Raw genomic sequence first — 22567 nt, 5'->3', positions numbered from 1 at the left:
GCCGACGACTGAGGGGCGGTTCGCCTGAGCGAGACTACGCGCTCTCGCGCTCGTCGGCAGGAAGCCCCGGCAGGATCCGTTCGCCCGTCTCCTGGGAGTGATCGACCTCGCGCTTCGGCTTGACCAGCGGCTCCGGCCTGACGGGACGCGAATGCAGCATGTCGCGACCGGCGGTGATGCCTTCGGCCTCCTGCAGCACGAGCCGGGCCTCGTCGCGCTTGCGGATGTCGTCCATGATGGCGATTGCCTCGTCGTCGCCGACCCCCAAAGCCTCCAGTGTCTTGCGGCCGAAGAGCAGGCCGGACTCGAAAGTCTCGCGCAATTCGTAGTCGACGCCTTTGGCGCGCAGTTCCAGCGTATGCAGGCGGTCGTAGGAGCGGGCGTAGATGCGTGCATTTGGATATTCGGACTGCACGAGGTCGATGATGTGGTCGGTCGTTTCCTTCTTTTGGGTACAGACGGCGACGATCTTGGCCCGCTCGATGCCGGCCGCGCGCAGCACGTCGAGACGATTGCCGTCGCCGAAATAGATACGGAAACCGAAGGTCGCGGCCTGGCGCACGCGTGCGGCCGAATGGTCGATGATCGTCACGTCGCGGCCGCCGGCGAGCAGGATCTGCGCCGCGATCTGGCCGAAGCGGGAAAAGCCGATCATCAGCACGTCGGCATTGGCGCCGTCGAAATCTTCTTCGATCTCCTCGTCCATCTCGTCCTGTTCGTGCATCAGCTTTGCGGCCAGCATGGAGGCAAGCGGCGTCAGCGCCATCGACAGCGTCACGATCGCAACCAGCAACGAGGCGTCGCCATCCGAGAAGACGCCAGCGGTTGCCGCCGCGGTGAACAGCACGAAGCCGAATTCGCCGCCCTGCGGCAGGAGCAGGCTGATGCGCACCGCGTCGTTGTGGTGTGATCCGGTGAGCCGGCAGAGCCAGTAGAGCACCAGGCTCTTCAACGCCATCAAGAGCGGCACGGCGATGATGATCAGCTGGTAGCGCTCGACGATGACGCCAAGCTCCAGCGACAGACCGACGGCCATGAAGAACAGAGCCTGCAGGATACCGCGGAACGGTTCGATATCCGCTTCGAGTTCATGGCGATAGGAGGATTCCGCCAAGAGCACACCCGCGAGGAAGGCACCCATCGCCATGGAGAGTCCGGCAAGCTGCATCATGGTCGCCGCGCCCATGACGACGAGCAGGGCGGCGGCGATCATGACGTCGCGGGCGCCCGTGCGGCCGATGATCTGGAACAGGGGGTTAACGAGGTAGCGGCCGGCAGCGAAGAGCACGACGATCGCTGTGGTGGCGATCGCAAAATCCTCGAGCGGCGGTGTCGTATCCTCAGGCGCTTGCGCCGCCATAAGCGGGATCAGCGCCAGCAGCGGCACGATCGCGAGATCCTGCAGCAGGAGAATGGAGAAGGATCGCTGCCCGTAGCGGGTGTTGCGGTCGTTGCCCTCGTCGAGGATCTGCATGGCAAAGGCGGTCGACGACAGCGCCAGGCCGAAGCCGGCGATGATGCTGCCGCCCTGGCCGAGGAGCCCGAGGGCATAGATCATGGAAGAGAGCACGATGCCGGTCAGCACGACCTGAGCCGTGCCGAGGCCGAAGATATCGCGCCGCATCTGCCAGAGACGTGACGGTTTCAATTCGAGGCCGATGATGAACAGCAGGAACACGACGCCGAGCTCCGAGACATGCAGGATCTGCTCGCCATCGGTGATGCTTTGGGCGACCGGACCGATGAGCACGCCGGCGCAGAGATAGCCGAGGATAGTGCCGAGGCCGAGCCGCTTGAAGATTGGTGCGGCGACCACTGCGCCGCCGAGCAGCATCAGCGCCTGAGAATAGATGATCGGTGTCGTTGCCATGCCTGCGGCTTTCACTATTGGGCACCCGGCCCCGATGAGGGAGCTTTCGAGAGCGGTCATTTGCGGTGTATGGGCGGGAATCAGGCCGATGCCCTTGATGCCTGCGTCACTGCACAATAAATGGGGCAGGAATGAAAGGCTACATCATGTCAGACACGATCGATTCTGCCGACCTCGAAAAACGCGCCTCCGAACTCGTGGACCTCGCCCGAAAGGCCGGCGCCGATGCGGCGGATGCGGTGGTGGTGCGCGGGCGCTCCCGTTCCGTCTCCGTGCGCCTCGGCAAGGTCGAAGCGACGGAAGCCTCCGAAAGCGACGATTTCTCGCTCCGGGTATTCGTCGGGCGACGCGTCGCCAGCGTCTCGGCCAATCCGGGCTTCGATCTGAAGCTGCTCGCCGAACGCGCCGTCGCCATGGCCAAGGCTTCGCCGGAAGATCCCTTTGCCTCGCTCGCCGATGCGGACCGGCTCGCAAGCTCCTACCCCGACCTCGACCTCTTCGACCCCACCGCCGTTTCCACGGATTCGTTGACGGAAGCGGCATTGGCTGCCGAAGAGGCAGCACTTGCGGTCTCAGGCGTCACCAATTCCAGCGGCGCCGGCGCTTCGGCCGGCATGGGCGGTCTGGTTCTCGTCACGTCGCACGGCTTCTCCGGCTCCTACATGGCGACCCGCTTCGGTTGCTCCGTCAGCGCGATTGCCGGCGAAGGCACGAAGATGGAGCGCGACTATGATTTCGACAGCCGCCTCTATGTCGGCGACCTCCGGCCGGCCGAGGAGATCGGCCGACTTGCCGGCGAGCGCGCGGTGGCACGCCTCAATCCGCGCCAGGTGCCGACGGCCAAGAACGTCACCGTCGTTTTCGATCCGCGCATGGCGCGCGGCTTCGTCGGCCATCTGGCGGGCGCGATCAACGGTGCGGCCGTCGCCCGCAAGACGAGCTTCCTGCGTGACCGGATGGGCAAGCAGGTGATGAAGGCGGGTCTTTCGGTGACCGACAACCCGCTGATCGTGCGCGGCTCCTCTTCGCGTCCCTTCGACGGCGAGGGCGTCAGCGGTTCGAAGCTGGCGATGGTCGAGGATGGCGTGCTGAAGCATTGGTTCCTGTCGACCTCCGCCGCTGCCGAACTCGGCCTGGAGACCAACGGTCGCGGCGTGCGCGGCGGCCCGACGGTCAACCCGGCCTCGACCAATCTGGCGCTCGAGCCGGGTTCGATCTCGCGTGAGGATCTGATCCGCGGTGTCGGCAACGGCTTCTACGTGACCGAACTGATCGGCCAGGGCGTCAACATGGTGACCGGCGAATACAGCCGCGGCGCCTCCGGCTTCTGGATCGAAAACGGCGAACTCACCTTTGCCGTCTCCGAGGTGACGATCGCCTCCAATCTCAAGGACATGTTCATGGCATTGACGCCGGCAGACGACATCGATCGCAAGTTCGGCGTTGCCGCACCGACGCTTGCCATCGAGGGCATGACGCTCGCTGGTCTCTAAACAGGCCGAAGACAAACCGGCGCGGGGACCCGCGCCGATCCGGCTCTCGTGCTATAGGAGAGGCGGGCTGACGGGGTTTTGAATGTTCGACACAGCACCATCGGGCGCGGACTGGAAGCCGGATCTCGAGTTGATCCGCGCCGCGGCGGTCGTCGCCGGCGAAACGGCGCTCGGTTATTTTCGCAAATCGCCCGATGTCCGCTGGAAGAACGAGGGCCGCTCGCCGGTCAGCGAAGCGGATCTGGCGGCAAACGATGTGCTGAAGACGCGGCTGCTCGCAGCGAGACCCGGCTATGGCTGGCTGTCGGAAGAGACAGACGATGATTCCAGCCGCCTGACCCGCGAAACGGTCTTCGTCGTCGATCCGATCGACGGCACGCGTGCCTTCATCGCCGGCAAGGAGCTCTGGTGCGTCAGCGTTGCGGTCGTCCACCGGGGGAAGCCCGTCGCCGGCGTCCTCTATGCCCCGGCGCTTGACGAACTCTTCGAGGCGGTTGCCGGCGGTAGCGCGCTGAAGAACGGCACGGCGATCTCGGTGCGAGAGGCGAAGGCCGGGGAAACGCTGCATCTGGCGGCCGCCGAAGATACGGTCGGCAAGCTTCCGGCCGTCTATCGCAACACCGTCACACGCGTGCCGCATGTTCCGTCGCTTGCCTATCGGCTGGCCATGGTTGCCGACGGGCGGATCGACGGTACGCTGGTGAAGAAGAATTCCCATGATTGGGATCTGGCTGCGGCCGATCTCATTCTCGCCCGGGCCGGTGGCGCGCTCGTCGATCTCGACGAGCAGCCCTTGTCCTACAATCGCTCCAGCGTCGTTCACGGCGTTCTCTGCGCAGCGGCAAAGCCGCTCTTGCCAGGCCTGATCGCCGCATCGCGGTCGATGGAGCCCCATTGACCTTTGGGGCCGAATGCCTCAAATCAACGCCCATACCCAAAAAGAAAAATGGAATTCCGATGGCTCACGAATCCGAGAAGAAACAACGTCTGCACCTCGTCTTTGGCGGTGAACTCACCACGCTGACGGACGTCCACTTCCGCGATCTGGACAAGCTCGATATCGTCGGCATCTACCCGGACTACGATAGCGCTCTCGTTGCCTGGAAATCCAAGGCGCAGATGACCGTCGACAACGCTCACATGCGCTATTTCATCGTTCACATGCATCGTCTGCTCGACCCGGAAAACGGCTGATGCCGATGAGGTCGGGATGCGCGGCGCAAACCCGCATGCCAGTCGCCCCTAAGTTTCTCGCCGCTGAGACGGCTGGGGAAGGTGTCTCGTCATGAGCAGCTTTCGCGCGCGCCTGGCGCTCTCCAGCTATCGCTGGATCGGCTCGGCCATCTATCCCCTGGTTTGGTCCTACCTCGCCATTCGCGCGGCGAAGGGCAAGGAGGATCCGGCTCGGCGTCGCGAGCGCTACGGCCATGCGAGCGCACCGCGGCCGCAAGGCCCGCTCGTCTGGTTTCATGCCGCCAGCGTCGGCGAGACCAATGCGGTCATCCCGCTGATCAAGGAAATCCGCAGGCGCGGCATCAATGTCGTGCTGACGACGGGAACGACGACCTCGGCACGCGTCGTCGCCCAGCGCCTCGGTGCGGGTGTCATCCACCAATATGTTCCGCTCGATTTCAAGCCGGCGGTCAGCCGGTTTCTGAACTATTGGGAGCCGGATCTCGCAATCATCGCCGAGTCCGAAATCTGGCCGATGACCATCCTGGAGCTCGGCCGGCGCCATATTCCGCAGGTTCTGGTGAACGGCCGTCTGTCCGATCGCACCTTCGCCCGGTGGAAGCGGCGGCCGGCGCTCGCCGACGCGCTGTTCGAAAACCTGGCGCTGGTCATCGCCCAGTCCGATGTCGATGCGGAGCGCTTCCGCACCCTCGGCGCACTGCCGGTCATGGTCTCCGGCAACCTGAAGGTCGACACAGATGCGCCGCCGCATGATCCGCTGGCGCTGAAGGAGTATCAGCAGCAGATCGGCACGCGGAAGACCTGGGCGGCGATCTCGACCTTCGACGGCGAGGAAAACGCGGCCGGCGTCGTGCACCGCGCGCTGAAGGAACGGACTGGCCTCCTGACGATCATCGTGCCGCGCCATCCCGAGCGCGGCGATGCGATCGAGGCGGCGCTGACGGCCAAGGGCCTGAAGGTCGCGCGGCGCACGCGGCGTGATCCGCTGACGCCGGATGTCGATGTCTTCCTCGGCGACACCATCGGTGAAATGGGCCTCTATCTGCGCCTGACCGAAGTCGCCTTTGTCGGCCGCTCGCTCTTTGCCGAAGGCGGCCAGAACCCGCTGGAGCCGGCGATGCTCGGCTGCGCTATCCTGTCCGGCGGCAATGTGCAAAATTTTCGCGAGACTTATCAGACGCTTGCAAAGAACGGCAGCGCCAAGATCGTGCGCGACGTCGAGATGCTGGCGAAGGGCGTCAACTATCTGCTCGCCAACGACGACATGCGTCGCTCGATGATCGATGCCGGCCTCGAAACCGTGCAAGAGATGCGCGGCGCTCTGTCGGCGACGATGAAGGGGCTCGAGCCCTATATCAATCCGCTCATCGTCAAGGCGCGTCTCAATCCCCCGACCGAAAGCTGACACAAACAGGAGACGATCCCTCATCATGACCGCACCCAAGGCCATAGCCGGCATCCTGTTCGACAAGGACGGAACCCTGCTCGACTACGCAAAGAGCTGGGTGCCGGTGAACTATGAGCTGGCACGGCTTGCGGCCAAGGGTGATGAGGCATTGGCCCGCGTATTGCTGAAAGCGGGCGGCATGGACGCCGACACCGGCCATGTACTGCCTGACAGCCTGCTTGCGGCGGGCAACACGGTTGAGATCGCGACCGGTTTCGTGGGGGCGGGCGCGCCCTTTACCGTGGCGGATCTCACCACCCTGTTCGACAGCCTGTTCGCGCGCTCGGCGGAATATGCCGTCCCGGTCACCGATCTTGGCACATTCTTCGCCGGTCTGCATGCCAAGGGCTATCGGCTTGGGGTCGCCTCCAGCGACAACGAAAAATCGATCCGCGAGACCGCCAAACGCTTCGGTTTCGATGGTTACCTGCATTATGTAGCGGGTTATGACAGCGGCTACGGCGTCAAGCCGGAGCCTGGCATGGTGCTCGGCTTTTGTGCCGCAACAGGCTTGGAGCCGCATCAGGTCGTCGTCGTCGGCGACAACAATCACGACATGCACATGGGCCGCAGTGCCGGCGTCGGCATGACGGTCGCGGTGCTGACCGGGACCGGTTCGCGCCAGTCGCTCGCGGCGGCTTCGGACCATTGCCTTGCCGACATCACCGAACTTGAGGCTGTCCTCTAGAGCGCCGTGTGTTCAGATGAACGCACTAAGGACGCTCTAGCACTTTGTTTCTAGAGCATCTTTCCGCTTTCACGTGATTCCGCTTGAAAGCGGGACGCTCTAGTCGCAAATCCGGGAAAAGCGTGAAGCACTTGTCTGTCGGCAGGCCATTCTGCCGCGCGGCCGCCGGCCCAGGTCGCTGCAATCGTATCCATAGCTTGCGTTTTTTCACATTCTGACGTTTTTTGGGCGATCCGCCGGCTTCCGGCGGCAAGAACGACATATGTCCTCCCGGAGCGGATGGACGACACCGGCTGGGGCACGGAACGAAGATGGTATCGGAAGCGCCACCATTCTGGTGGACAAAGGCGGATTGGCGTGCGCGCGCGTTGTGGCCGTTTTCATGGGTATATGGCCGGATTGCCGGCCTGCGCATGGACCGAGCCCATCGAGCCTCGGTTCCGGTTCCGGTCATCTGCATCGGCAACTTCACCGTCGGCGGCGCCGGCAAGACGCCGACCGCGATCGCGCTTGCCCGCGTCATCCGTCAGAAAGGGTTGAAACCCGGGTTCCTAAGCCGCGGCTATGGCGGCTCGCTCGACGTGACGACCGTCGTCGATCCGGAGCATCACCGTGCGCGCGATGTCGGCGACGAGCCCCTGCTTCTGGCGCGTGAGGCGTTGACCGTCGTCTGCCGCCGCCGTGTCGATGGCGCCCGCCGGCTGGCGAAGGAAGGTGTCGATATCATCATCATGGACGACGGCTTCCAGAGCGCGCGTCTGGCCTTCGACTTTGCGCTTTTGGTCATCGACTCGCGCCGCGGCATCGGCAACGGCTATCTGGTGCCGGCAGGCCCCGTGCGGGCGCCGCTGCCCAATCAACTTCGGCACGCCACGGCATTGCTGAAGATCGGCGGCGGCACGGAGGCCGATGCCCTGATCCGCCGCGCAGCCCGCGCCGGAAAGCAGATCTACGAGGCCGATGTGGTGAGGCTCGACGACGGGTCGCTGAAAGGCGTCAAGGTCCTTGCCTGGGCCGGTATCGCCGATCCGGAGAAATTCTACCGCACGGTGCGCGAGACCGGTGCTGTCGTCGAGGAAACCCGCAGCTTTCCGGATCATCACCATTTCTCCGACGACGAGATCGCCGACCTGCTCGATCGAGCGGCGGCCTTGGGCTGCACGCTTGTCACGACCGCCAAGGACATGGTTCGGCTCGAGCCCGGCCATGGCCGCGCCGCCGAGCTGGCCGCGGCCAGCCGCGTGATCGAAATCGACGTGCGCTTCGACGACCCTATGGCGCCCAAGAAGATTATCGAGACGGCACTTGCTGCCGCGCGCGCGCGAAAGCTGCGCGAAGGCGCGAGCAAGTAATCACTTATCGGTGTGGGAGAAGCCGGGCTGAGCCTTAGCGGCGCTGGTTCGGCAGCGCGCCGGCGCGCTTTTCCGCCTCGAGCGAGGCTTCCGCATCGACATAGGCTTCCTGCCGGGCGACGCTCCAGTAGCGCAGCTCGTCGACGGGAATGGTCTTGCCGGTCATCGCGCAGATCACATGCGAGCCGGCGAGAATGATCTGAAAGTCGCCGTCGAGATAACGGATTTTCGCCTCGCGCGACGCGCTTCCTTCAAACCGGTTCATCATGTTCGTTGCCTATTGCGTCTCTGTGGTCTGTTCTCTGGTCTAGCTCGCCATCCGGCAAAATGCCAGCCGCATTTCGCCGCCGCGCGCGATCAGCTTCGGCCGAACAGCCGTTCAATATCGGAAAGCTTGAGCTCGATATAGGTCGGCCGCCCGTGGTTGCATTGGCCGGAGCCGGGCGTCGCCTCCATCTGCCGCAGCAAAGCGTTCATTTCCTCGGTGCGCATGCGTCGGCCGGAGCGCACCGATCCATGGCAGGCCATCGTCGCGGCAAGATATTCGAGCCGGCTTGTGAGGCCGTTGGCGGTGTCCCATTCGGCAAGTTCGTCGGCAAGCTGGCGCACCAGGCCGACGGCATCCATTTCGCCGAGCATGGCAGGCGTCTCGCGCACGGCGATCGCCCCCGGGCCGAAGCGTTCGATGGCAAGGCCAAGGCGGGCGAACTCCGCCGCATGCGCCATCAGTCGGTCGCAATCGTCTTCGGCCAGATCGACGATTTCCGGGATCAGCAAAGCCTGCGCCGCGACGGGCCGTGAATGCAGCGCCGTGCGCATCACCTCGAACACCAGCCGCTCATGGGCGGCATGCTGGTCGACGATGACGAGGCCGTCATTCGTCTGGGCGACGATGTAGTTCTCATGGAGCTGCGCCCTGACCGCGCCGAGCGGGAAGGATGGCGGTGCCGGCGTTTCCTGTTGCGCGACCGCTGCCTCACGCTCGGACGGGGCGCCAGTCCGTGCCGATGGTGCCGCAAAGGCAGCGAAGCTCGCCTGCGGCTGTTCGGAGAAGCGGCCGTTCACCGTCTCGAATTGCATGGGTCGTGATGGCGAAGTTTCCGGCGTCCACGGCGCCTGCGGCCGATAGGACTCCGCTCGGAAGGCCCGCATCAGACCACTGGCGCCGGTGGTTGCCGCCCGGTCGCCTTCGCGCGTCAGCGCCTCGCGGATGGCACCGATGATCAGCCCGCGGATGAGGCCCGGGTCGCGGAAGCGCACATCGGATTTCGCCGGATGCACGTTGACGTCGACGAGCGCCGGGTCGAGCGCGATCGACAGCACCGCGACCGGATAGCGGCCGCTCGGGATCGTTTCGGAATAGGCGGCCCGGATCGCCGACAGCAACAGCTTGTCCTGCACCGGGCGGCCATTGACGAAGACATATTGCTGCAGCGAGTTGCCGCGATTGTAGGTCGGCACGCCGGCAAAGCCGGTGAGCCCGACATCTTCGCGTGTCGCATCGATTTCGATCGCGTTGTCGCGGAAATCCTTGCCGAGCACCTGGGCCATGCGCGCCAGACGATCGTCGCCGGTCGCCGGGAATTCCAGCGTCGAGCGGTCGCTGCCTGAGAGCACGAAGCGGACCGCCGGGAAGGCGATCGCCATGCGGCGTACGATCTCGGAGATCGCCGCCGCTTCCGCCTTCTCGGACTTCATGAATTTCAGCCGCGCCGGCGTCGCGAAGAAGAGGTCGCGGACCTCGACAACCGTGCCGGTATTGGCGGGCGACGGGCGAACCGGATCGGTCTTGCCGCCGGTGACGGCGATGACCGCGCCTTCAGTGGCGCCGACCGTGCGTGTGGTGATCGAGAGGCGAGCGACCGAGCCGATCGAAGGCAGCGCCTCGCCCCGAAAGCCGAGCGTGCGAATGTCGAACAGGCTGTCGTCGAGCTTCGACGTACAGTGCCGGCGCACCGCCAGTTCGAGATCGTTCGGCGTCATGCCTGAGCCATTGTCGGTCACGCGCAGGAGCGTCTTGCCGCCGCCTGCGGTCGCGATTTCGATGCGCGTGGCGCCGGCGTCGAGGGCGTTCTCAATCAGTTCCTTGGCGGCGCTGGCGGGGCGTTCGATGACTTCGCCGGCGGCGATCTGGTTGATGAGGGTTTCTGAAAGTTGCTTGATGGCCATGTCCCATTTTCCCGGATTCGCTTGGGAAACGAAAGGGGAAATGGCGCCTCGTCCGCGGCCTTAAATGAACGCGGTCTTCGTTGCGGAAAAATGAGCGGGCGGTTTAATCGCCCCTTAACACTCTGCTGCGATTTTCCACCACAACCTGAATGATCACGGGTTTTGTCTTTTGAGCATTGCGGCGTAGCTGGACGCCGTACTCCCGCCGCTCGAAGAGACGCCTGCCAAGGCCTTCCCAGCATGTCCCGAAATGAACCGCCGCCGCAGCGCCGCGCGTCCTACTGGGCGCGCTGAGGTCGCTGTAGCACTGTGAATGGCCGCATGTTTCCTCAGATCGGGGACGATTGAAGCATGCGGTAGGCGAGTGAGGACAGCGCAATGAGCGATGGGGCGTCGAACGGCGCGGACATCAACCGGATCATTCTGGAGTCGAGCTGCGACGCACTCGGCATCGCTGTGCTTGTCTGCAGTCGAGACGACACCATTCTCTTTGCCAGCCGCACGATGCTGCAGTTCTTCCCTGTGCCGTCGGAAATCCTGATGCCGGGCACGCGTCTGCGAGATTTTCTCGGCGCCGTTTATGACACCGGCGTTCGCCCGGGCACCGTTCCGGAAAGCAGCCGCCGCCGCACCAATCGCGAGGACTGGATTGCCGAGCATATGGCGCTGCACTGGCGCGAACGTTACGAAAGCGTCGAGCGCGCCGGCCGTACCCGCTGGGTTTCGATGCGCAAGCGTCGGCTATCGAGCGGCATCGGCATCCTGTCGATCAGTGACGTTTCCGATCAGAAGAAGCGCGACGAGCAGCTTCAGACGGACCTGGAGCGCGTCGAGCTGACCGAACAGATCCTCGATGCCCAGCCCAATCCGATCTGCGTCAAGGATCGCAACCTCAACTATATCGCCGTCAACAAGGCCTTCTGCCTGATCCATGATCTGCAGCAGGATGCCATTCTCGGCCGTTCCGCCTGGGATCTGGTCGAAAGCGAGCTTGCCGAACGTTTCGAGCAGTCCGACCGCATGGTGCTCGAGACCGGCAAGCCATACTCGCAGGCCGAGCACATCGTGCGCGCCGATGGCAGCGATCTCTGGGTGCTCACGCGCAAGTACCGCGTCGGCATGCCCGGCCGTCATTTCGTCGTGACCTGCATGAACGACGTCACCGATATCGCCCTCTTGCATCAGAGTAGCGATGAACCTCCGGCCGAAGTTGGCCTGCAGATCCGCGATTACAGCATCTTCGCGGCGGCGCAGAATTTCTACGACCCGTTCCGGGCGCTGAATGTCCAGCAACTCGTGGAAGCGGGATCGATGATCGAGACCTTGCCGGCCCGCGGTCTTCGTGTCCTGGTTGCCACGACCGACCGGGCGATGGAAGACCGGCTCGTCGGGCGTCTGCGTGGCTCTGGGCTCGACGCCTGCGCTGTTCGCGATGCGGGTGAGCTTCGTGCCTTCGGACATGCGGTCGAGGACGCCGGCATCAAGCTCGATGTCCTGCTTCTCGACCTGGCGTTTTCCGAGAGACAGCAGATCGTTTCGGCCTGGCGTCATTGCCCGGTCCTGCCGCTTTCCGCGCAGCAGGACGGCGCTGCGGTGCTGGCCGAAGTGTTCCGCGTCTGCTCCGAGCGGACTACGGCGTCTCCGACGCTGCAGCCCGATTGGTCGTTGTCGTTTGAAGGCGAGGGGATTGCTGCACCTCCGCCGACGCCACAGGTCGACGTGCTCGTTGCCGAAGACAATCAGATCAACCAGTTCGTGTTCACGCAAATCCTGGAGGGGCTCGGCGTCTCGCATCGGATCGCCGCCAACGGCCGCGAGGCCGTCGAGCTCTGGCATGAACTGCAACCGGCTCTGGTGCTGATGGACGTCTCGATGCCGATCATGAACGGCTTCGATGCCACGGTCGCCATCCGGTCGGCAGAAAATACCAGAGGGCAGAAAACGCCGATCATCGCGGTCACCGCGCAGGCGCTGGATATCGACCTGCAGCAGTGCAAGGCATCGGGCATGGACGACCATATCATGAAGCCCGTGAGCCCCGACATGATCGAGGCGGTGCTTAGAAAATTCATGCCGGCAAAGGCGATGCGAACGGCAGGTTGAATGAAAGACGTGTCAACTCGCTAGAATTGGGGAGGCTAATGGCAGATCTAGGAGCAGAGCGATATCGGATTGTTAACCGCCGATTGCGATCGTCTGCACCGAATTGCCGTTAAAGTGTAGAGCCCGCCCGAATGCATTGCGCCCATCCCGTTGCCCATGTCCGGACCGTGTCGGAACGACATTGCCGGTTCGCGCCGTGGCGTTCGGTTTCGCCGGCAGCGGAGCGTCGTCGCCCGCATACTGCTGACCGAGCTGCGGAGACGCGGCAATGACGGCGGTTGAGACCCCCTATCATCGCATCGGCCTCGAGATGCCCGCCGTGACGGGCAACGTCGATCTATTGACGGGGCTCGGTAATTCCCGCTGCCTGCGCCAGACCGTGCTGGATCTCGCCAGGGAGCGTGCAAGCGATCCCGCGCCCTTCACCATCGGCCTTGCCAATATCGATGGTTTCAAGCCGATCAATGACCTGTTCGGGCCGGCGGCTGGTGACGAGATCCTCTGCCAGGTGGCCTACCGGCTGAAAGCCTGCGCGCCCGAGGGGGCGACGATCACCCGTTCGGAAAGTGACGAGTTCGCCTTCGTCCTGCCGCTCGTCTTCGAGCGCAAGGGGGCGGAGAAGGTCGGGCAGATGTTGAAGGAGGTGCTGTCGGCGCCCTTCGATCTCGGCGACCGCCATGTGCGTCTGTCCGCGTCCTTCGGATTTGCGGTCTACCCCTTTGCCGGAGAAGTGTTCGAGGATCTGCTGAAGAGCGCAGATACAGCACTCTATCGTTCGAAGCGGCGCGGCCGTGGCCAGATCACCGTCTATTCGCAGGAAATCGCTCAGGAAATGAAGCGCGCAACGCAGCTCGAGCAGGCGCTGCGCAATGCCATCATCGCCAATGAGGTCGACGTGCATTTCCAGCCGATCGTCGATCTGCGCAATGATGCAGTCGTCGGTTTCGAAGCCCTGGCGCGCTGGTGCGACGCCGATCTCGGCTATGTTTCCCCGGCTGTTTTCGTGCCGCTGGCCGAGGAGCGCGGGTTTATCGAATCTCTCGCTGAAGTGCTGTTGCGCAAGGCGGCGCATGCGGCGCTCTCCTGGCCGAAGGAGCTTTTCCTCTCCTTCAATCTCTCCTCGGCGCAGCTCATGGATCCGGCGACCAGCCACCGGTTGCTGTCGATCATCCATCAGATCGGCCTCGATCCCAGGCGATTGGAACTGGAGATCACCGAGACGGCTGTCATGGCCGATGCCGACATCGCCCAGAAGATCGTTGCGGAACTGCGTGCCGCCGGCGTGCGCGTCTCGCTCGACGACTTCGGCACCGGGCAGTCGAGCCTGGGTCGCCTTCGCGATTTTTCTTTCGACAAGGTCAAGATCGATCGCGCCTTCGTCTCGCGCATTTCCGCCGACCGTGCTTCGGAACACATCATCAAGGCGATCGTCTCGATGTGCGAGGGCCTCGAACTGGAAGTCGTCGCTGAAGGCATCGAGGACTTTTCCGAAGCCTTGAAGCTGAAGGCGCTCGGTTGCGGCCTCGGGCAGGGCTACTTCTATGGAAAACCGGCCGATGCCGTGGCGACGATGCGGTACCTTTCCGATCGTTATAGCGGTGTTTCGGTCCAGGCCTGATCGGTCTATTCACCGGTTCCCGAGAGCGCCACGCGATCCCGCCGCCCCTCTTCCAACAACCAGTCGCGGACCCGTTTTGCCTGGGCGTTGAGTTCGCGTGACCGCGGCCAGACGACATAAAAGGCGAGACCGGTCTTGAGCACGTGTCCGGCGACCGGCATCAGGGCGCCGGAGCGGATCTGCGGGTTGATCAGGTGTTCCCAGCCGAGCGCCACGCCTTCGCCCGCGAGCACCGCCTGCATGACCAGAACATAATCGTTGATCGTCAGGCGGCGTGCCTGCTTGGGATAGGTGAGGCCGGCGCTCGCAAACCATTCGGTCCAGTCGCAGGCCCGTCGCACCGGTTCCTCGAGATGAATGAGGTTGTGCCGCTGCAGGTCGGCTGCGGTCCCCGGCAGCCCGTGCTCCTCGATATAGGCCGGCGTTGCGACGGCGTTGACGACCTCCTCGGCGAGCTGGGCGGCATGATAGCGCGGCCAGTGGCCGGGGTCGCCGCCGCGGATGCCGAGCGGGATCGGTTCCTCCTCAAGATCGAGATCGCGCACGCTCGTCTGGATGCGGAGGTCGATCTCCGGCAGATCCTCCCGCATGCGGTTGAGGCGCGGCAGCATCCACATCGAGGCAAAGGCGGTCGACGCCGCAAGCGTCACGTTGGTTTCGCGGCCCTTGGCGCGGATGTCCTCGGCCGACTTCTGAATGCGCGACAGACCGACCGACACGTCGGCGTGAAATTTCTCCCCCGCCTCGGTTAGTTCCACCGCCCGATGCACACGGTGAAACAGCGGCACGCCCAACTGGTCTTCGAGGCCGCGGATGGCATAGGAGACGGCAGCCTGCGTCATGCCGAGCTCGCTGGCGGCTCGGGTGAAGTTCTGGTGACGGCCGGCGGCCTCGAAAACGATGAGGCTGGCGGCGGAGGGAAGCAGGCGGCGCAGGTTTTCCATAAATAATGCTTATCGCATGGCTCGAATTTTTCCAGCGTTACAATGGAATTTTTCACCAATAGCATCATTTCAGGTGATGGGAGGATGTGAGAATGGACACAGTACTGGCAGCAGGCGAGGCGGCACCGAGACGGACGCGAGGCTCAAGACCGCAACGGCGCGAAGGCGCGGGCCGGAGCCTCGGCGTTCCCTACATCGTCCGCAACATCCCGACCTACGATATCCTCGGCGAGGAGAGCCTGCTGCGTATCGAGGCGGTCGCCGATCGTATCCTTGCCGAGGTTGGCATCGAGTTCCGCGACGACCCTGAGGCGCTCGACCATTGGAAGCGGGCCGGCGCCAGGATTGATGGCGTGCGCGTAACCTTCGAGCCCGGTATGCTCAAGCAAATCGTCGCGTCGGCACCACGGCAGTTCACCCAACACGCCCGCAATCCGGCCCGCAATGTCGAGATCGGCGGCAACAACGTCGTCTTCTCCCCGGCCTATGGGTCGCCCTTCGTCATGGATCTCGACAAGGGCCGGCGCTACGGCACGATCGAGGACTTTCGCAACCTGGTCAAGCTGGCGCAGTCGAGCCCCTGGCTGCACCATTCCGGCGGCACGATCTGCGAGCCGGTCGATGTGCCGGTCAACAAGCGCCATCTCGACATGGTCTACAGCCACATCAAGTATTCCGATCGCGCCTTCATGGGCTCGATCACCGCCGAAGAGCGGGCGGAAGATTCCATCGAGATGACGCGCATTCTTTTCGGCCGCGATTTCGTCGACCGCAACTGCGTCATCCTCGGCAATGTCAACGTCAACTCGCCGCTGGTCTGGGACGGGACGATGACGAAGTCGTTGCGCGCCTATGCGCGCGCAAACCAGGCGGCGGTCATCGTGCCCTTTATTCTGGGCGGCGCCATGGGACCTGTCACCAATGCCGGCGCCATCGCCCAGTCCTATGCCGAAACGCTCGCCGGCTGCGCGCTGACCCAGCTCGAACGCAAGGGCGCACCGGTGATTTTCGGTAATTTCCTGTCGTCGATGTCGCTGCGTTCGGGTTCGCCGACCTTCGGCACGCCGGAGCCGGCGATCGGCAGCATGGTCGTCGGTCAGCTTGCGCGCCGGCTCGGCCTGCCGCTGCGCTGCGCCGGCAACTTCTCCAATTCGAAGCTGCCCGATGCCCAGGCGATGCAGGAAGGCGCGATGTCGATGCTGTCGGCGGTGCACTGCGGCGCCAATTTCATCCTGCACTCGGCCGGTTTCGTCGATGGGCTGCTCGCCATGTCCTACGAGAAGTTCGTCATGGACACGGATTTCTGCGGCGCCCTGCATTCCTATCTCGCCGGCGTCGTCGTCGACGATAACACGTTGGCGATGGACGCTTTCCTGCAGGTCGGTCCCGGCAGCCACTTCCTCGGCTGCGACCACACCATGCGCAACTACCAGACGGCCTTCTGGGACTCCGCTGTCTCCGACAATGAGCCTTTCGAAAAATGGGTCGAGGAGGGCGAGACCGATATGGCAACACGCGCCAACCGCGCCTGGAAGAAGACGCTTGCCGAATACGAAGCGCCGCCGCTGGATGTGGCACTCGACGAGGCGCTGATCGATTATGTCACGCGCCGCAAGGAGAGCATGGCGGATGCCTGGTACTGACGAAACCGGCATGCTCGATCGCCTTTCAAGGAACAGGAAATGACATCGTCGAAAGACCCGCTGCTCCAGCCCTATCGCCTCAAGCATCTGACGCTCAAGAACCGGATCATGTCGACGGCGCACGAGCCGGCCTATTCCGAAGACGGCATGCCGAAGGATCGCTACCGGCTTTATCACCTGGAAAAGGCCAAGGGCGGCATGGCGCTGACGATGACCGCGGGCTCGGCGATCGTGTCTGAGGATTCGCCGCCGGCCTTCGGCAATCTCTACGCCTATTCGGACGAGATCGTGCCGTGGCTGAAGAAGATCGCCGACGACTGTCATGAGCATGATTGCGCGGTGATGATCCAGCTTACCCATCTCGGGCGCCGCACCGGCTGGAACAAGGGTGACTGGCTGCCAGTTCTCTCCGCATCGCCGGTGCGTGAAGCCGCGCACCGCTCCTTTCCCAAGGAGATCGAGGACTGGGATATCGAGCGTATCGTCGGCGACTATGCGGCGGCCGCCGCGCGCATGCAGGCCGCCGGCCTCGACGGCATCGAGCTCGAGGCCTACGGCCACCTGATGGATGGCTTCTGGTCACCGGCGACGAACCATCGTGACGACGATTTCGGCGGCTCGCTCGACAACCGGCTGCGGTTCACCAACATGGTGCTCGACGCAATCCGCGCCTCCGTCGGCGCGGATTTCATCGTCGGCATCCGCATGGTCGCAGACGAGGATTGGGACAAGGGGCTCTCAAAGGAGGAGGGCATCGAAATCGCCCGGCGGCTGGCGGGTTCCGGCAGGGTCGACTTCCTCAACATCATTCGAGGCCATATCGATCATGACGCGCCGTTGACCAAGGTCATTCCGATCCAGGGCATGGCCGCATCGCCGCATCTCGATTTCGCCGGCGAGGTGAGGGCGGCGACGAAGTTTCCGGTCTTTCATGCCGCGCGCATCGCCGATGTCGCGACCGCCCGCCACGCGATTGCCGAAGGCAAGCTCGACATGGTCGGCATGACCCGCGCCCATATCGCCGACCCGCATATCGTCCGGAAGATCGAAGAGGGCAGGGAGGCGGAAATCCGTCCCTGCGTTGGCGCGACCTACTGTCTCGACCGTATCTATGAAGGCGGCGGGGCGCTTTGTATCCACAATGCGGCCACCGGGCGCGAGGCGATCGTGCCGCACGTCATCCGGAAGAGCGAAGGGCCGAAACGCAAGGCGGTCGTCGTCGGCGCCGGTCCGGCTGGGCTCGAAGCTGCCCGGGTGCTTGCCGAGCGCGGCCACCAGGTCGAGGTGCTGGAGGCGACGGGAGCAGCCGGCGGCCAGATATTGCTGGCGCAGCGCAATCCGCGGCGCCGCGAACTGATCGGCATCATCGACTGGCGGCTGGCCGAGCTGGAGCGGTTGGGCGTTCCAATCCACTACAACGTCTTTGCCGGGGTGGACGACATAGAGGAACGTGCCCCTGATCTCGTCGTGGTGGCGACCGGCGGTATTGCGCAAAATCCTGCGCTCGATGCGGGCGACAACCTCGTCGTGTCGAGCTGGGATATCATAGCCGGAGCTGTGAAGCCGGAAGGCCCGGTGCTGCTCTATGACGACAACGGTGCCCATAGCGGCATGACGGCTGCCGAACTGATCGCGCGTGCCGGCGTCGAGCTCGAGATCGTTTCGCCCGAGCGCATGTTCGCGCCGGAGATCGGTGGCATGAACCATGTGCCCTATGCGGCCGCCTTCGCCGAGCACAATGTCCGGGTCACGATCAACACGCGGCTGAAATCCGTCCGCCGCGATGCCAATGGGCTGATTGCGACGCTGGGGTCGGACTTTTCGGGGAAGGCCGTCGTCGAACGGCGCGTGGCCCAGGTCGTGGTCGAACACGGTACGTTGCCGATGGATGAGCTCTATCGTGAACTGAAGCCGCTGTCGCGCAATCTGGGCGCTGTCGATTACAAGGCCCTGCTTCGCGGCGAGAACCCGATCCCGCAGCGAAACCCCGCGGCCGGCTTCGACATGTTCCGGATCGGCGACGCCGTGTCCAGTCGCAACATCCATGCGGGCATCTATGACGCCCTTCGTTATGGAGTGCTCGTCCGAGCAAAGCCCGTTTGAACAAGGATAGAGCGGCGATGGGTACCGCCGCTCTCTGTAGGTGCACTGAAGACAGCCTGATACTGATTACTGCTGCGGCTGAGCCGGTGCCGTGCCCGTCGAAGAGGTCGTCGAGGTGTCAACCGGCTGGTTGGCGTTCTGCTCGGCCACCTGCTGCGCCTTTGTCTTGAACTCCGGTGCCGCCTTCAGCGTGTCGGCGGTTTCCGTCGTTGTCAGCTTCAATGCGTCCGTATTGGGCTGTTCGGCGATCGCGATGCGATCAAACGGGACCGCAACATTCTTTTCGCCCAGACCCAGGAAGCCACCGACGCCGATCACGGCCGCCTCGACGGCACCATTCTTCTTGATGATCAGGTCGTTGATCTCACCGATGCTCTCGTCACCGGCATTGTAGACGGTCTGGCCCATATAGGTGCTGGCTGCAATCTGGTCGCTCGCCTGCTCGGTCAGATAGGTGGCATCCGACTTCGCGACGTCGGCAGGTGCTTCACCTGCAGCCGGAGGCGTCGTCGTCTGAGCTTCGTTAGCCGGAGCTTCCGTGGTCGGTGCCGGCTGCATGGTCTGCGTCTGGTCGGGCTGAGGCTGCGTCGTATCCTGGGTGTAAGCTACCGGGGCGACAGCAAGACCCGCGAAGAGCGCGCCAGCCGCGACGGTTGTTACGAGTTTCTTAGTCATGTCAAACTGCCTTTCCTTGACGTTTCAGATCAAGGTACGGGCCTGGCTGCTGTCGCCAGATCCACCGCACCGGTGATATGACGTCAACGCCTAAGCTCCCAAACGGTTCCGGAAAAACAGTCAAAATCTCAATGGGTAAGGCCGCACTTGCGTTCATCCCCGATGTCCTTTGGAACTTAGCGGGAGATTACCGGCCAATTTTTCACGGGAGTTGTCTTTATATTCTGCACTCATGTATTTTAGAGGTTTATAATGGTCTTCTATTCGTTGACGGATTCTTGATTGTTCTTGCAGATACTTCCCGGAACACAGGATATAGAACGCAGAGCTGCTTCGTCCTGTCATCCTGGACGACATCACCATGTTTCTGCCGCGGCGCTTTCTTTCGGTCTCCCTCCTGTCTGTCCTGGCGATGGCCGCGCTCGTTTCCATCGAGCGCAACCTTTTCGGCGCTCGCTATTTTTCCGAGCGTGCGCCTCAGGTTCAGCCCTATAACCTCTGGCATGCCTGGGTCGCGCTCAGCCTGTCGCTCGCCGCGGTTCAGGGGTTCACCCGCGATGTCTCCAGGCTCGGAGAGCCGGTGCTCCGGCTGGCCTCGCGTCGCGAGCTGTGGATCTGCGTGGCGACATGGACGCTTGTGACGCTCATGGCACTGATCTTCGCGATCGATGCGAACGTCTTCAGTGTCCTGGCGCGCGAAGACGGCCTGGTTGAGTGGTCGTCCGCCCTGCTGATCTTCATCGCCAGCGGGTTCCTTGCCGCAGCGGCCACGGGGCAGCTTCGTGCAGCCCTCGCCGGGGGAACGCGGCTTGCGTGGATCGCCGCAAGCGCCGCGGCCCTTCTAAGCGCCGGCTTCTTCGTGATTGGCATGGAGGAGATATCCTGGATGCAGCGCATCTTCGGCATCTCCACGCCGGAAGGGCTGATGGCCGCCAACAAGCAGCAGGAATTGAACCTGCACAACATTTCAACCGGCTTTTCCGAGTTGCTCTACTACACCGGCAGTTTCGTGCTGCTGACGCTTGCGCCCTTCATTTGGCTCCATCTTCGCAAGGGCGCGAGCCTTGGCCGGCTCGACGCCTTCGCGCCGGGCGTGCTCGTGCTGGTGGCAAGCGCGCCTATGGCCGCCTTCAACAGCGACAACTGGAGCATGCTGCCGACGCAGATGATGGTGATGATGACCGTGATCATGCTGCTGGTGATTGCGGATATCGCACTGAAGGCGGGTCACTGGCGCGAGTTCATCGTGCTGACGATCGGCGCCGTCCTGATCGTTGCCATCCAGGAGCTGTTTATCCTGCAGGCTTCACTGCTCGTTCGGCTCTGGGACCCGACCGAATACAAGGAGTTCTTCATTGCCCTTGGCCTGGCGCTTTACGGCGTTCAGACCTGGTCGCGTCTGCGTTCGCCCGTCACGGCATCGGCAGCAACACGCCCCTTCAATTCGCATCCGCTCGCCGGATAAAAATACCCCGCCGGAGTGGCGGGGTATCTGAACACTTCGCGAATTACCGTTGCGACGCGTCGTCGTCAGTGGCTTTCGCGCAGGACCTCGCTGCCGCTGCCACCGACGAGGAAATCCAGGTCTGCGCCCTTGTCGGCCTGCAGCACCGTATCCTGGTAGAGCTTGTAGTAGCCGCGCGTCCATTTCTGCGGCGGCGCCTGCCAGGCGGCCATGCGCGTCGCAAACTCTTCCTCGCTGATCATCAGGTTGAGTTCGCCCTTCATCGCGTCGAGGCGGATGCGATCGCCGGTTTTGACGATGGCAAGCGGCCCGCCGGCATTCGATTCCGGGCTGACATGCAAGACCACGGTGCCGAAGGCGGTGCCCGACATGCGGGCGTCCGAAACGCGCACCATGTCGCGCACGCCTTTTTCCACCAGCCGCCGCGGGATCGGCATGTTGCCGACCTCGGCCATGCCCGGATAGCCTTTCGGTCCGCAGCCCTTGAGCACGAGAATGGTATCCTCGGTCACCGGCAGATCCGGATCGTCGATCTTCGCCTTCAGTTCCTCGATCGTTTCGAAGACATAGGCCGGGCCTTCATGAACGAGCAGATGCTCGCTCGCCGCCGATGGCTTGATGACGGCGCCGTTCGGCGCAAGGTTGCCCTTGAGAACGCGGATGCCGGCTGCAGCGCGCAGCGGATTGTCGAGCGGCCGGATGACGTCGTCGTTATAGACCTCGACATCTTCCCAGTACTTGCTGATCGGCACGCCGAAGACGGTCGGTGCATCGGCATGCAGCAGATGCTGGATGCGGTTCATCACCGCCGGCAGGCCGCCGGCATAGGCGAGGTCTTCGATCAGATACTTGCCCGACGGCATGCAGTTGACGATGCACGGAACCTGGCTGCCGACGCGGTCGAAGTCCTCGAGACAGAGATCGACGCCGGCACGGCCGGCGATCGCCAGCATGTGAACGACAGCATTTGTCGAGCCGCCGACGGCGGCATTGGCGATGATGCCGTTCTCGAAATTCTTCTTGGTCAGCACCTTCGACAGGCGCAGGTCTTCATGCACCATCTCGACGATGCGTTTGCCCGTCATGTGCGACAGCGCCATGCGGCGGGCGTCGACGGCGGGAAGCGCCGCGTTGGTCGGCAGCGACAGCCCCATCGCCTCGACGATCGAGGCCATGGTGGTGGCGGTGCCCATCGTCATGCACACGCCCGGCGAGCGCGACATGCCGCTTTCGGCCGCCATGAATTCCTGCATGCTCATTTCGCCGGCGCGCACGGCCTCGGAGAACTTCCAGACATCCGTGCCGGAGCCGATGTCCTTGCCCTTCCATTTGCCGTTCAGCATCGGTCCGGAGGAGACGACGATGGTCGGCAGGTCGACGGAGGCCGCACCCATGAGCTGGCCTGGCGTCGTCTTGTCGCAGCCGCCGAGCAGAACCACGCCGTCGATGCCATAGGCGCGGATCGCCTCTTCGACGTCCATGGCGAGCAGGTTGCGGAAGAGCATCGCGGTCGGACGCATCTGCGTCTCGCCGAGCGAAGACACCGGGAACTCGACCGGGAAGCCGCCGGCTTCCCAGACGCCGCGCTTCACCCCTTCGGCAAGGATGCGAAGGTGGCTGTTGCAGGGCGTCAGCTCGGACCAGGTGTTGCAGATACCGATAATCGGACGGCCGTCGAAAACGTGGTCCGGAAATCCCTGGTTCTTCATCCAGGAGCGATGGATAAATCCATCCTTGTCGGTGCCGCCGTACCAGTGACGGCTGCGCAGTTCTTTCTTCTTTTCGCTCATGCGAGCTTCCTCC

At 63.5% G+C, this 22567-nt stretch carries 17 protein-coding genes; 11 read left to right on the top strand and 6 right to left on the bottom strand.

Going from position 1 to position 22567, the window contains the following annotated elements; genetic code table 11:
• Positions 1-34: 34 nt before the first annotated feature.
• Complete coding sequence (locus tag ASE60_RS12945; RefSeq protein WP_057250861.1) at positions 35-1870, bottom strand: monovalent cation:proton antiporter-2 (CPA2) family protein; 1836 nt, start codon at positions 1868-1870, stop codon at positions 35-37.
• Between the two features lie 146 nt (positions 1871-2016).
• Between ASE60_RS12945 and ASE60_RS12940 the strand changes: the two genes are divergently transcribed.
• The 6 genes from ASE60_RS12940 (at position 2017) to lpxK (ending at position 8044) form a co-directional block, all read left to right on the top strand.
• Complete coding sequence (locus ASE60_RS12940; RefSeq protein ID WP_057251099.1) at positions 2017-3363, top strand: TldD/PmbA family protein; 1347 nt, start codon at positions 2017-2019, stop codon at positions 3361-3363.
• 82 nt (positions 3364-3445) lie between these two features.
• Positions 3446-4261 carry a 3'(2'),5'-bisphosphate nucleotidase CysQ gene (locus tag ASE60_RS12935; protein ID WP_057250860.1) on the top strand — a complete coding sequence of 272 codons (816 nt, stop codon included), beginning with the start codon at positions 3446-3448 and terminating at the stop codon, positions 4259-4261.
• Positions 4262-4320: 59 nt separating this feature from the next.
• Positions 4321-4557 carry a DUF4170 domain-containing protein gene (locus tag ASE60_RS12930; RefSeq protein WP_057250859.1) on the top strand — a complete coding sequence of 79 codons (237 nt, stop codon included), beginning with the start codon at positions 4321-4323 and terminating at the stop codon, positions 4555-4557.
• A gap of 91 nt (positions 4558-4648) precedes the next feature.
• Positions 4649-5962, top strand: a complete 1314-nt coding sequence (gene waaA / locus ASE60_RS12925) for a lipid IV(A) 3-deoxy-D-manno-octulosonic acid transferase (protein ID WP_057250858.1) — start codon at positions 4649-4651, stop codon at positions 5960-5962.
• A gap of 25 nt (positions 5963-5987) precedes the next feature.
• Entirely contained in the window at positions 5988-6692 is a 705-nt protein-coding gene (locus ASE60_RS12920) for an HAD family hydrolase (RefSeq protein ID WP_057250856.1), read from the top strand.
• 311 nt (positions 6693-7003) lie between these two features.
• Positions 7004-8044 (top strand): tetraacyldisaccharide 4'-kinase, encoded by a 1041-nt coding sequence (gene lpxK / locus ASE60_RS12915; RefSeq protein WP_057250854.1) that lies wholly within the window; start codon positions 7004-7006, stop codon positions 8042-8044.
• Positions 8045-8078: 34 nt separating this feature from the next.
• Here the strand turns inward: lpxK and ASE60_RS12910 are convergent, their stop codons facing one another.
• The gene (locus ASE60_RS12910; protein ID WP_057250852.1) at positions 8079-8312 is read right to left on the bottom strand and encodes a DUF2093 domain-containing protein; all 234 of its coding nucleotides are present in this window, start codon (positions 8310-8312) and stop codon (positions 8079-8081) included.
• 89 nt (positions 8313-8401) lie between these two features.
• Positions 8402-10213: a DNA mismatch repair endonuclease MutL gene (gene mutL / locus ASE60_RS12905; RefSeq protein ID WP_057250850.1), complete on the bottom strand. Its 1812-nt coding sequence runs from the start codon at positions 10211-10213 to the stop codon at positions 8402-8404.
• Between the two features lie 378 nt (positions 10214-10591).
• Between mutL and ASE60_RS12900 the strand changes: the two genes are divergently transcribed.
• Positions 10592-12316 carry a response regulator gene (locus ASE60_RS12900; RefSeq protein ID WP_057250849.1) on the top strand — a complete coding sequence of 575 codons (1725 nt, stop codon included), beginning with the start codon at positions 10592-10594 and terminating at the stop codon, positions 12314-12316.
• A gap of 310 nt (positions 12317-12626) precedes the next feature.
• Positions 12627-13934 carry an EAL domain-containing protein gene (locus ASE60_RS12895; protein ID WP_057251098.1) on the top strand — a complete coding sequence of 436 codons (1308 nt, stop codon included), beginning with the start codon at positions 12627-12629 and terminating at the stop codon, positions 13932-13934.
• Between the two features lie 5 nt (positions 13935-13939).
• Here ASE60_RS12895 and ASE60_RS12890 read toward each other — a convergent pair whose 3' ends face one another.
• A complete protein-coding gene (locus ASE60_RS12890) occupies positions 13940-14878 on the bottom strand; it encodes a LysR substrate-binding domain-containing protein (RefSeq protein ID WP_057250847.1) in 939 nt (312 codons plus the stop codon).
• Between the two features lie 92 nt (positions 14879-14970).
• Between ASE60_RS12890 and ASE60_RS12885 the strand changes: the two genes are divergently transcribed.
• Together ASE60_RS12885 and ASE60_RS12880 are read left to right on the top strand one after the other, a co-directional pair.
• Positions 14971-16521, top strand: a complete 1551-nt coding sequence (locus ASE60_RS12885; protein ID WP_057250845.1) for a trimethylamine methyltransferase family protein — start codon at positions 14971-14973, stop codon at positions 16519-16521.
• Positions 16522-16560: 39 nt separating this feature from the next.
• A complete protein-coding gene (locus ASE60_RS12880) occupies positions 16561-18624 on the top strand; it encodes an NADH:flavin oxidoreductase (RefSeq protein ID WP_057250843.1) in 2064 nt (687 codons plus the stop codon).
• 66 nt (positions 18625-18690) lie between these two features.
• Here ASE60_RS12880 and ASE60_RS12875 read toward each other — a convergent pair whose 3' ends face one another.
• Entirely contained in the window at positions 18691-19299 is a 609-nt protein-coding gene (locus ASE60_RS12875; protein ID WP_057250841.1) for a PRC-barrel domain-containing protein, read from the bottom strand.
• Positions 19300-19660: 361 nt separating this feature from the next.
• On the opposite strand from ASE60_RS12875, the gene ASE60_RS12870 reads away from it, so the two are divergent.
• Positions 19661-20764 carry a hypothetical protein gene (locus tag ASE60_RS12870; protein WP_057250839.1) on the top strand — a complete coding sequence of 368 codons (1104 nt, stop codon included), beginning with the start codon at positions 19661-19663 and terminating at the stop codon, positions 20762-20764.
• Positions 20765-20829: 65 nt separating this feature from the next.
• Here the strand turns inward: ASE60_RS12870 and ASE60_RS12865 are convergent, their stop codons facing one another.
• Positions 20830-22554: an IlvD/Edd family dehydratase gene (locus ASE60_RS12865; RefSeq protein WP_057250837.1), complete on the bottom strand. Its 1725-nt coding sequence runs from the start codon at positions 22552-22554 to the stop codon at positions 20830-20832.
• Positions 22555-22567: the final 13 nt, after the last annotated feature.

The sequence above is a fragment of the Ensifer sp. Root278 genome (genome assembly GCF_001429285.1).
Lineage (GTDB): Bacteria > Pseudomonadota > Alphaproteobacteria > Rhizobiales > Rhizobiaceae > Ensifer.
Note: the sequence above shows the minus strand (reverse complement) of the source record. Positions and strands in the feature narration are given on the sequence as shown.

Coding starts and splice junctions, on each gene's coding strand:
- ASE60_RS12910 (WP_057250852.1), bottom strand. CDS start 8,312: ATGATGAACCGGTTTGAAGGAAGCGCGTCGCGCGAGGCGAAAATCCGT.
- ASE60_RS12880 (WP_057250843.1), top strand. CDS start 16,561: ATGACATCGTCGAAAGACCCGCTGCTCCAGCCCTATCGCCTCAAGCAT.
- ASE60_RS12920 (WP_057250856.1), top strand. CDS start 5,988: ATGACCGCACCCAAGGCCATAGCCGGCATCCTGTTCGACAAGGACGGA.
- ASE60_RS12875 (WP_057250841.1), bottom strand. CDS start 19,299: ATGACTAAGAAACTCGTAACAACCGTCGCGGCTGGCGCGCTCTTCGCG.
- ASE60_RS12945 (WP_057250861.1), bottom strand. CDS start 1,870: ATGGCAACGACACCGATCATCTATTCTCAGGCGCTGATGCTGCTCGGC.
- ASE60_RS12900 (WP_057250849.1), top strand. CDS start 10,592: ATGAGCGATGGGGCGTCGAACGGCGCGGACATCAACCGGATCATTCTG.
- waaA (WP_057250858.1), top strand. CDS start 4,649: ATGAGCAGCTTTCGCGCGCGCCTGGCGCTCTCCAGCTATCGCTGGATC.
- ASE60_RS12890 (WP_057250847.1), bottom strand. CDS start 14,878: ATGGAAAACCTGCGCCGCCTGCTTCCCTCCGCCGCCAGCCTCATCGTT.
- ASE60_RS12935 (WP_057250860.1), top strand. CDS start 3,446: ATGTTCGACACAGCACCATCGGGCGCGGACTGGAAGCCGGATCTCGAG.
- ASE60_RS12930 (WP_057250859.1), top strand. CDS start 4,321: ATGGCTCACGAATCCGAGAAGAAACAACGTCTGCACCTCGTCTTTGGC.
- ASE60_RS12885 (WP_057250845.1), top strand. CDS start 14,971: ATGGACACAGTACTGGCAGCAGGCGAGGCGGCACCGAGACGGACGCGA.
- ASE60_RS12865 (WP_057250837.1), bottom strand. CDS start 22,554: ATGAGCGAAAAGAAGAAAGAACTGCGCAGCCGTCACTGGTACGGCGGC.
- mutL (WP_057250850.1), bottom strand. CDS start 10,213: ATGGCCATCAAGCAACTTTCAGAAACCCTCATCAACCAGATCGCCGCC.
- ASE60_RS12895 (WP_057251098.1), top strand. CDS start 12,627: ATGCCCGCCGTGACGGGCAACGTCGATCTATTGACGGGGCTCGGTAAT.
- ASE60_RS12940 (WP_057251099.1), top strand. CDS start 2,017: ATGTCAGACACGATCGATTCTGCCGACCTCGAAAAACGCGCCTCCGAA.
- ASE60_RS12870 (WP_057250839.1), top strand. CDS start 19,661: ATGTTTCTGCCGCGGCGCTTTCTTTCGGTCTCCCTCCTGTCTGTCCTG.
- lpxK (WP_057250854.1), top strand. CDS start 7,004: ATGGTATCGGAAGCGCCACCATTCTGGTGGACAAAGGCGGATTGGCGT.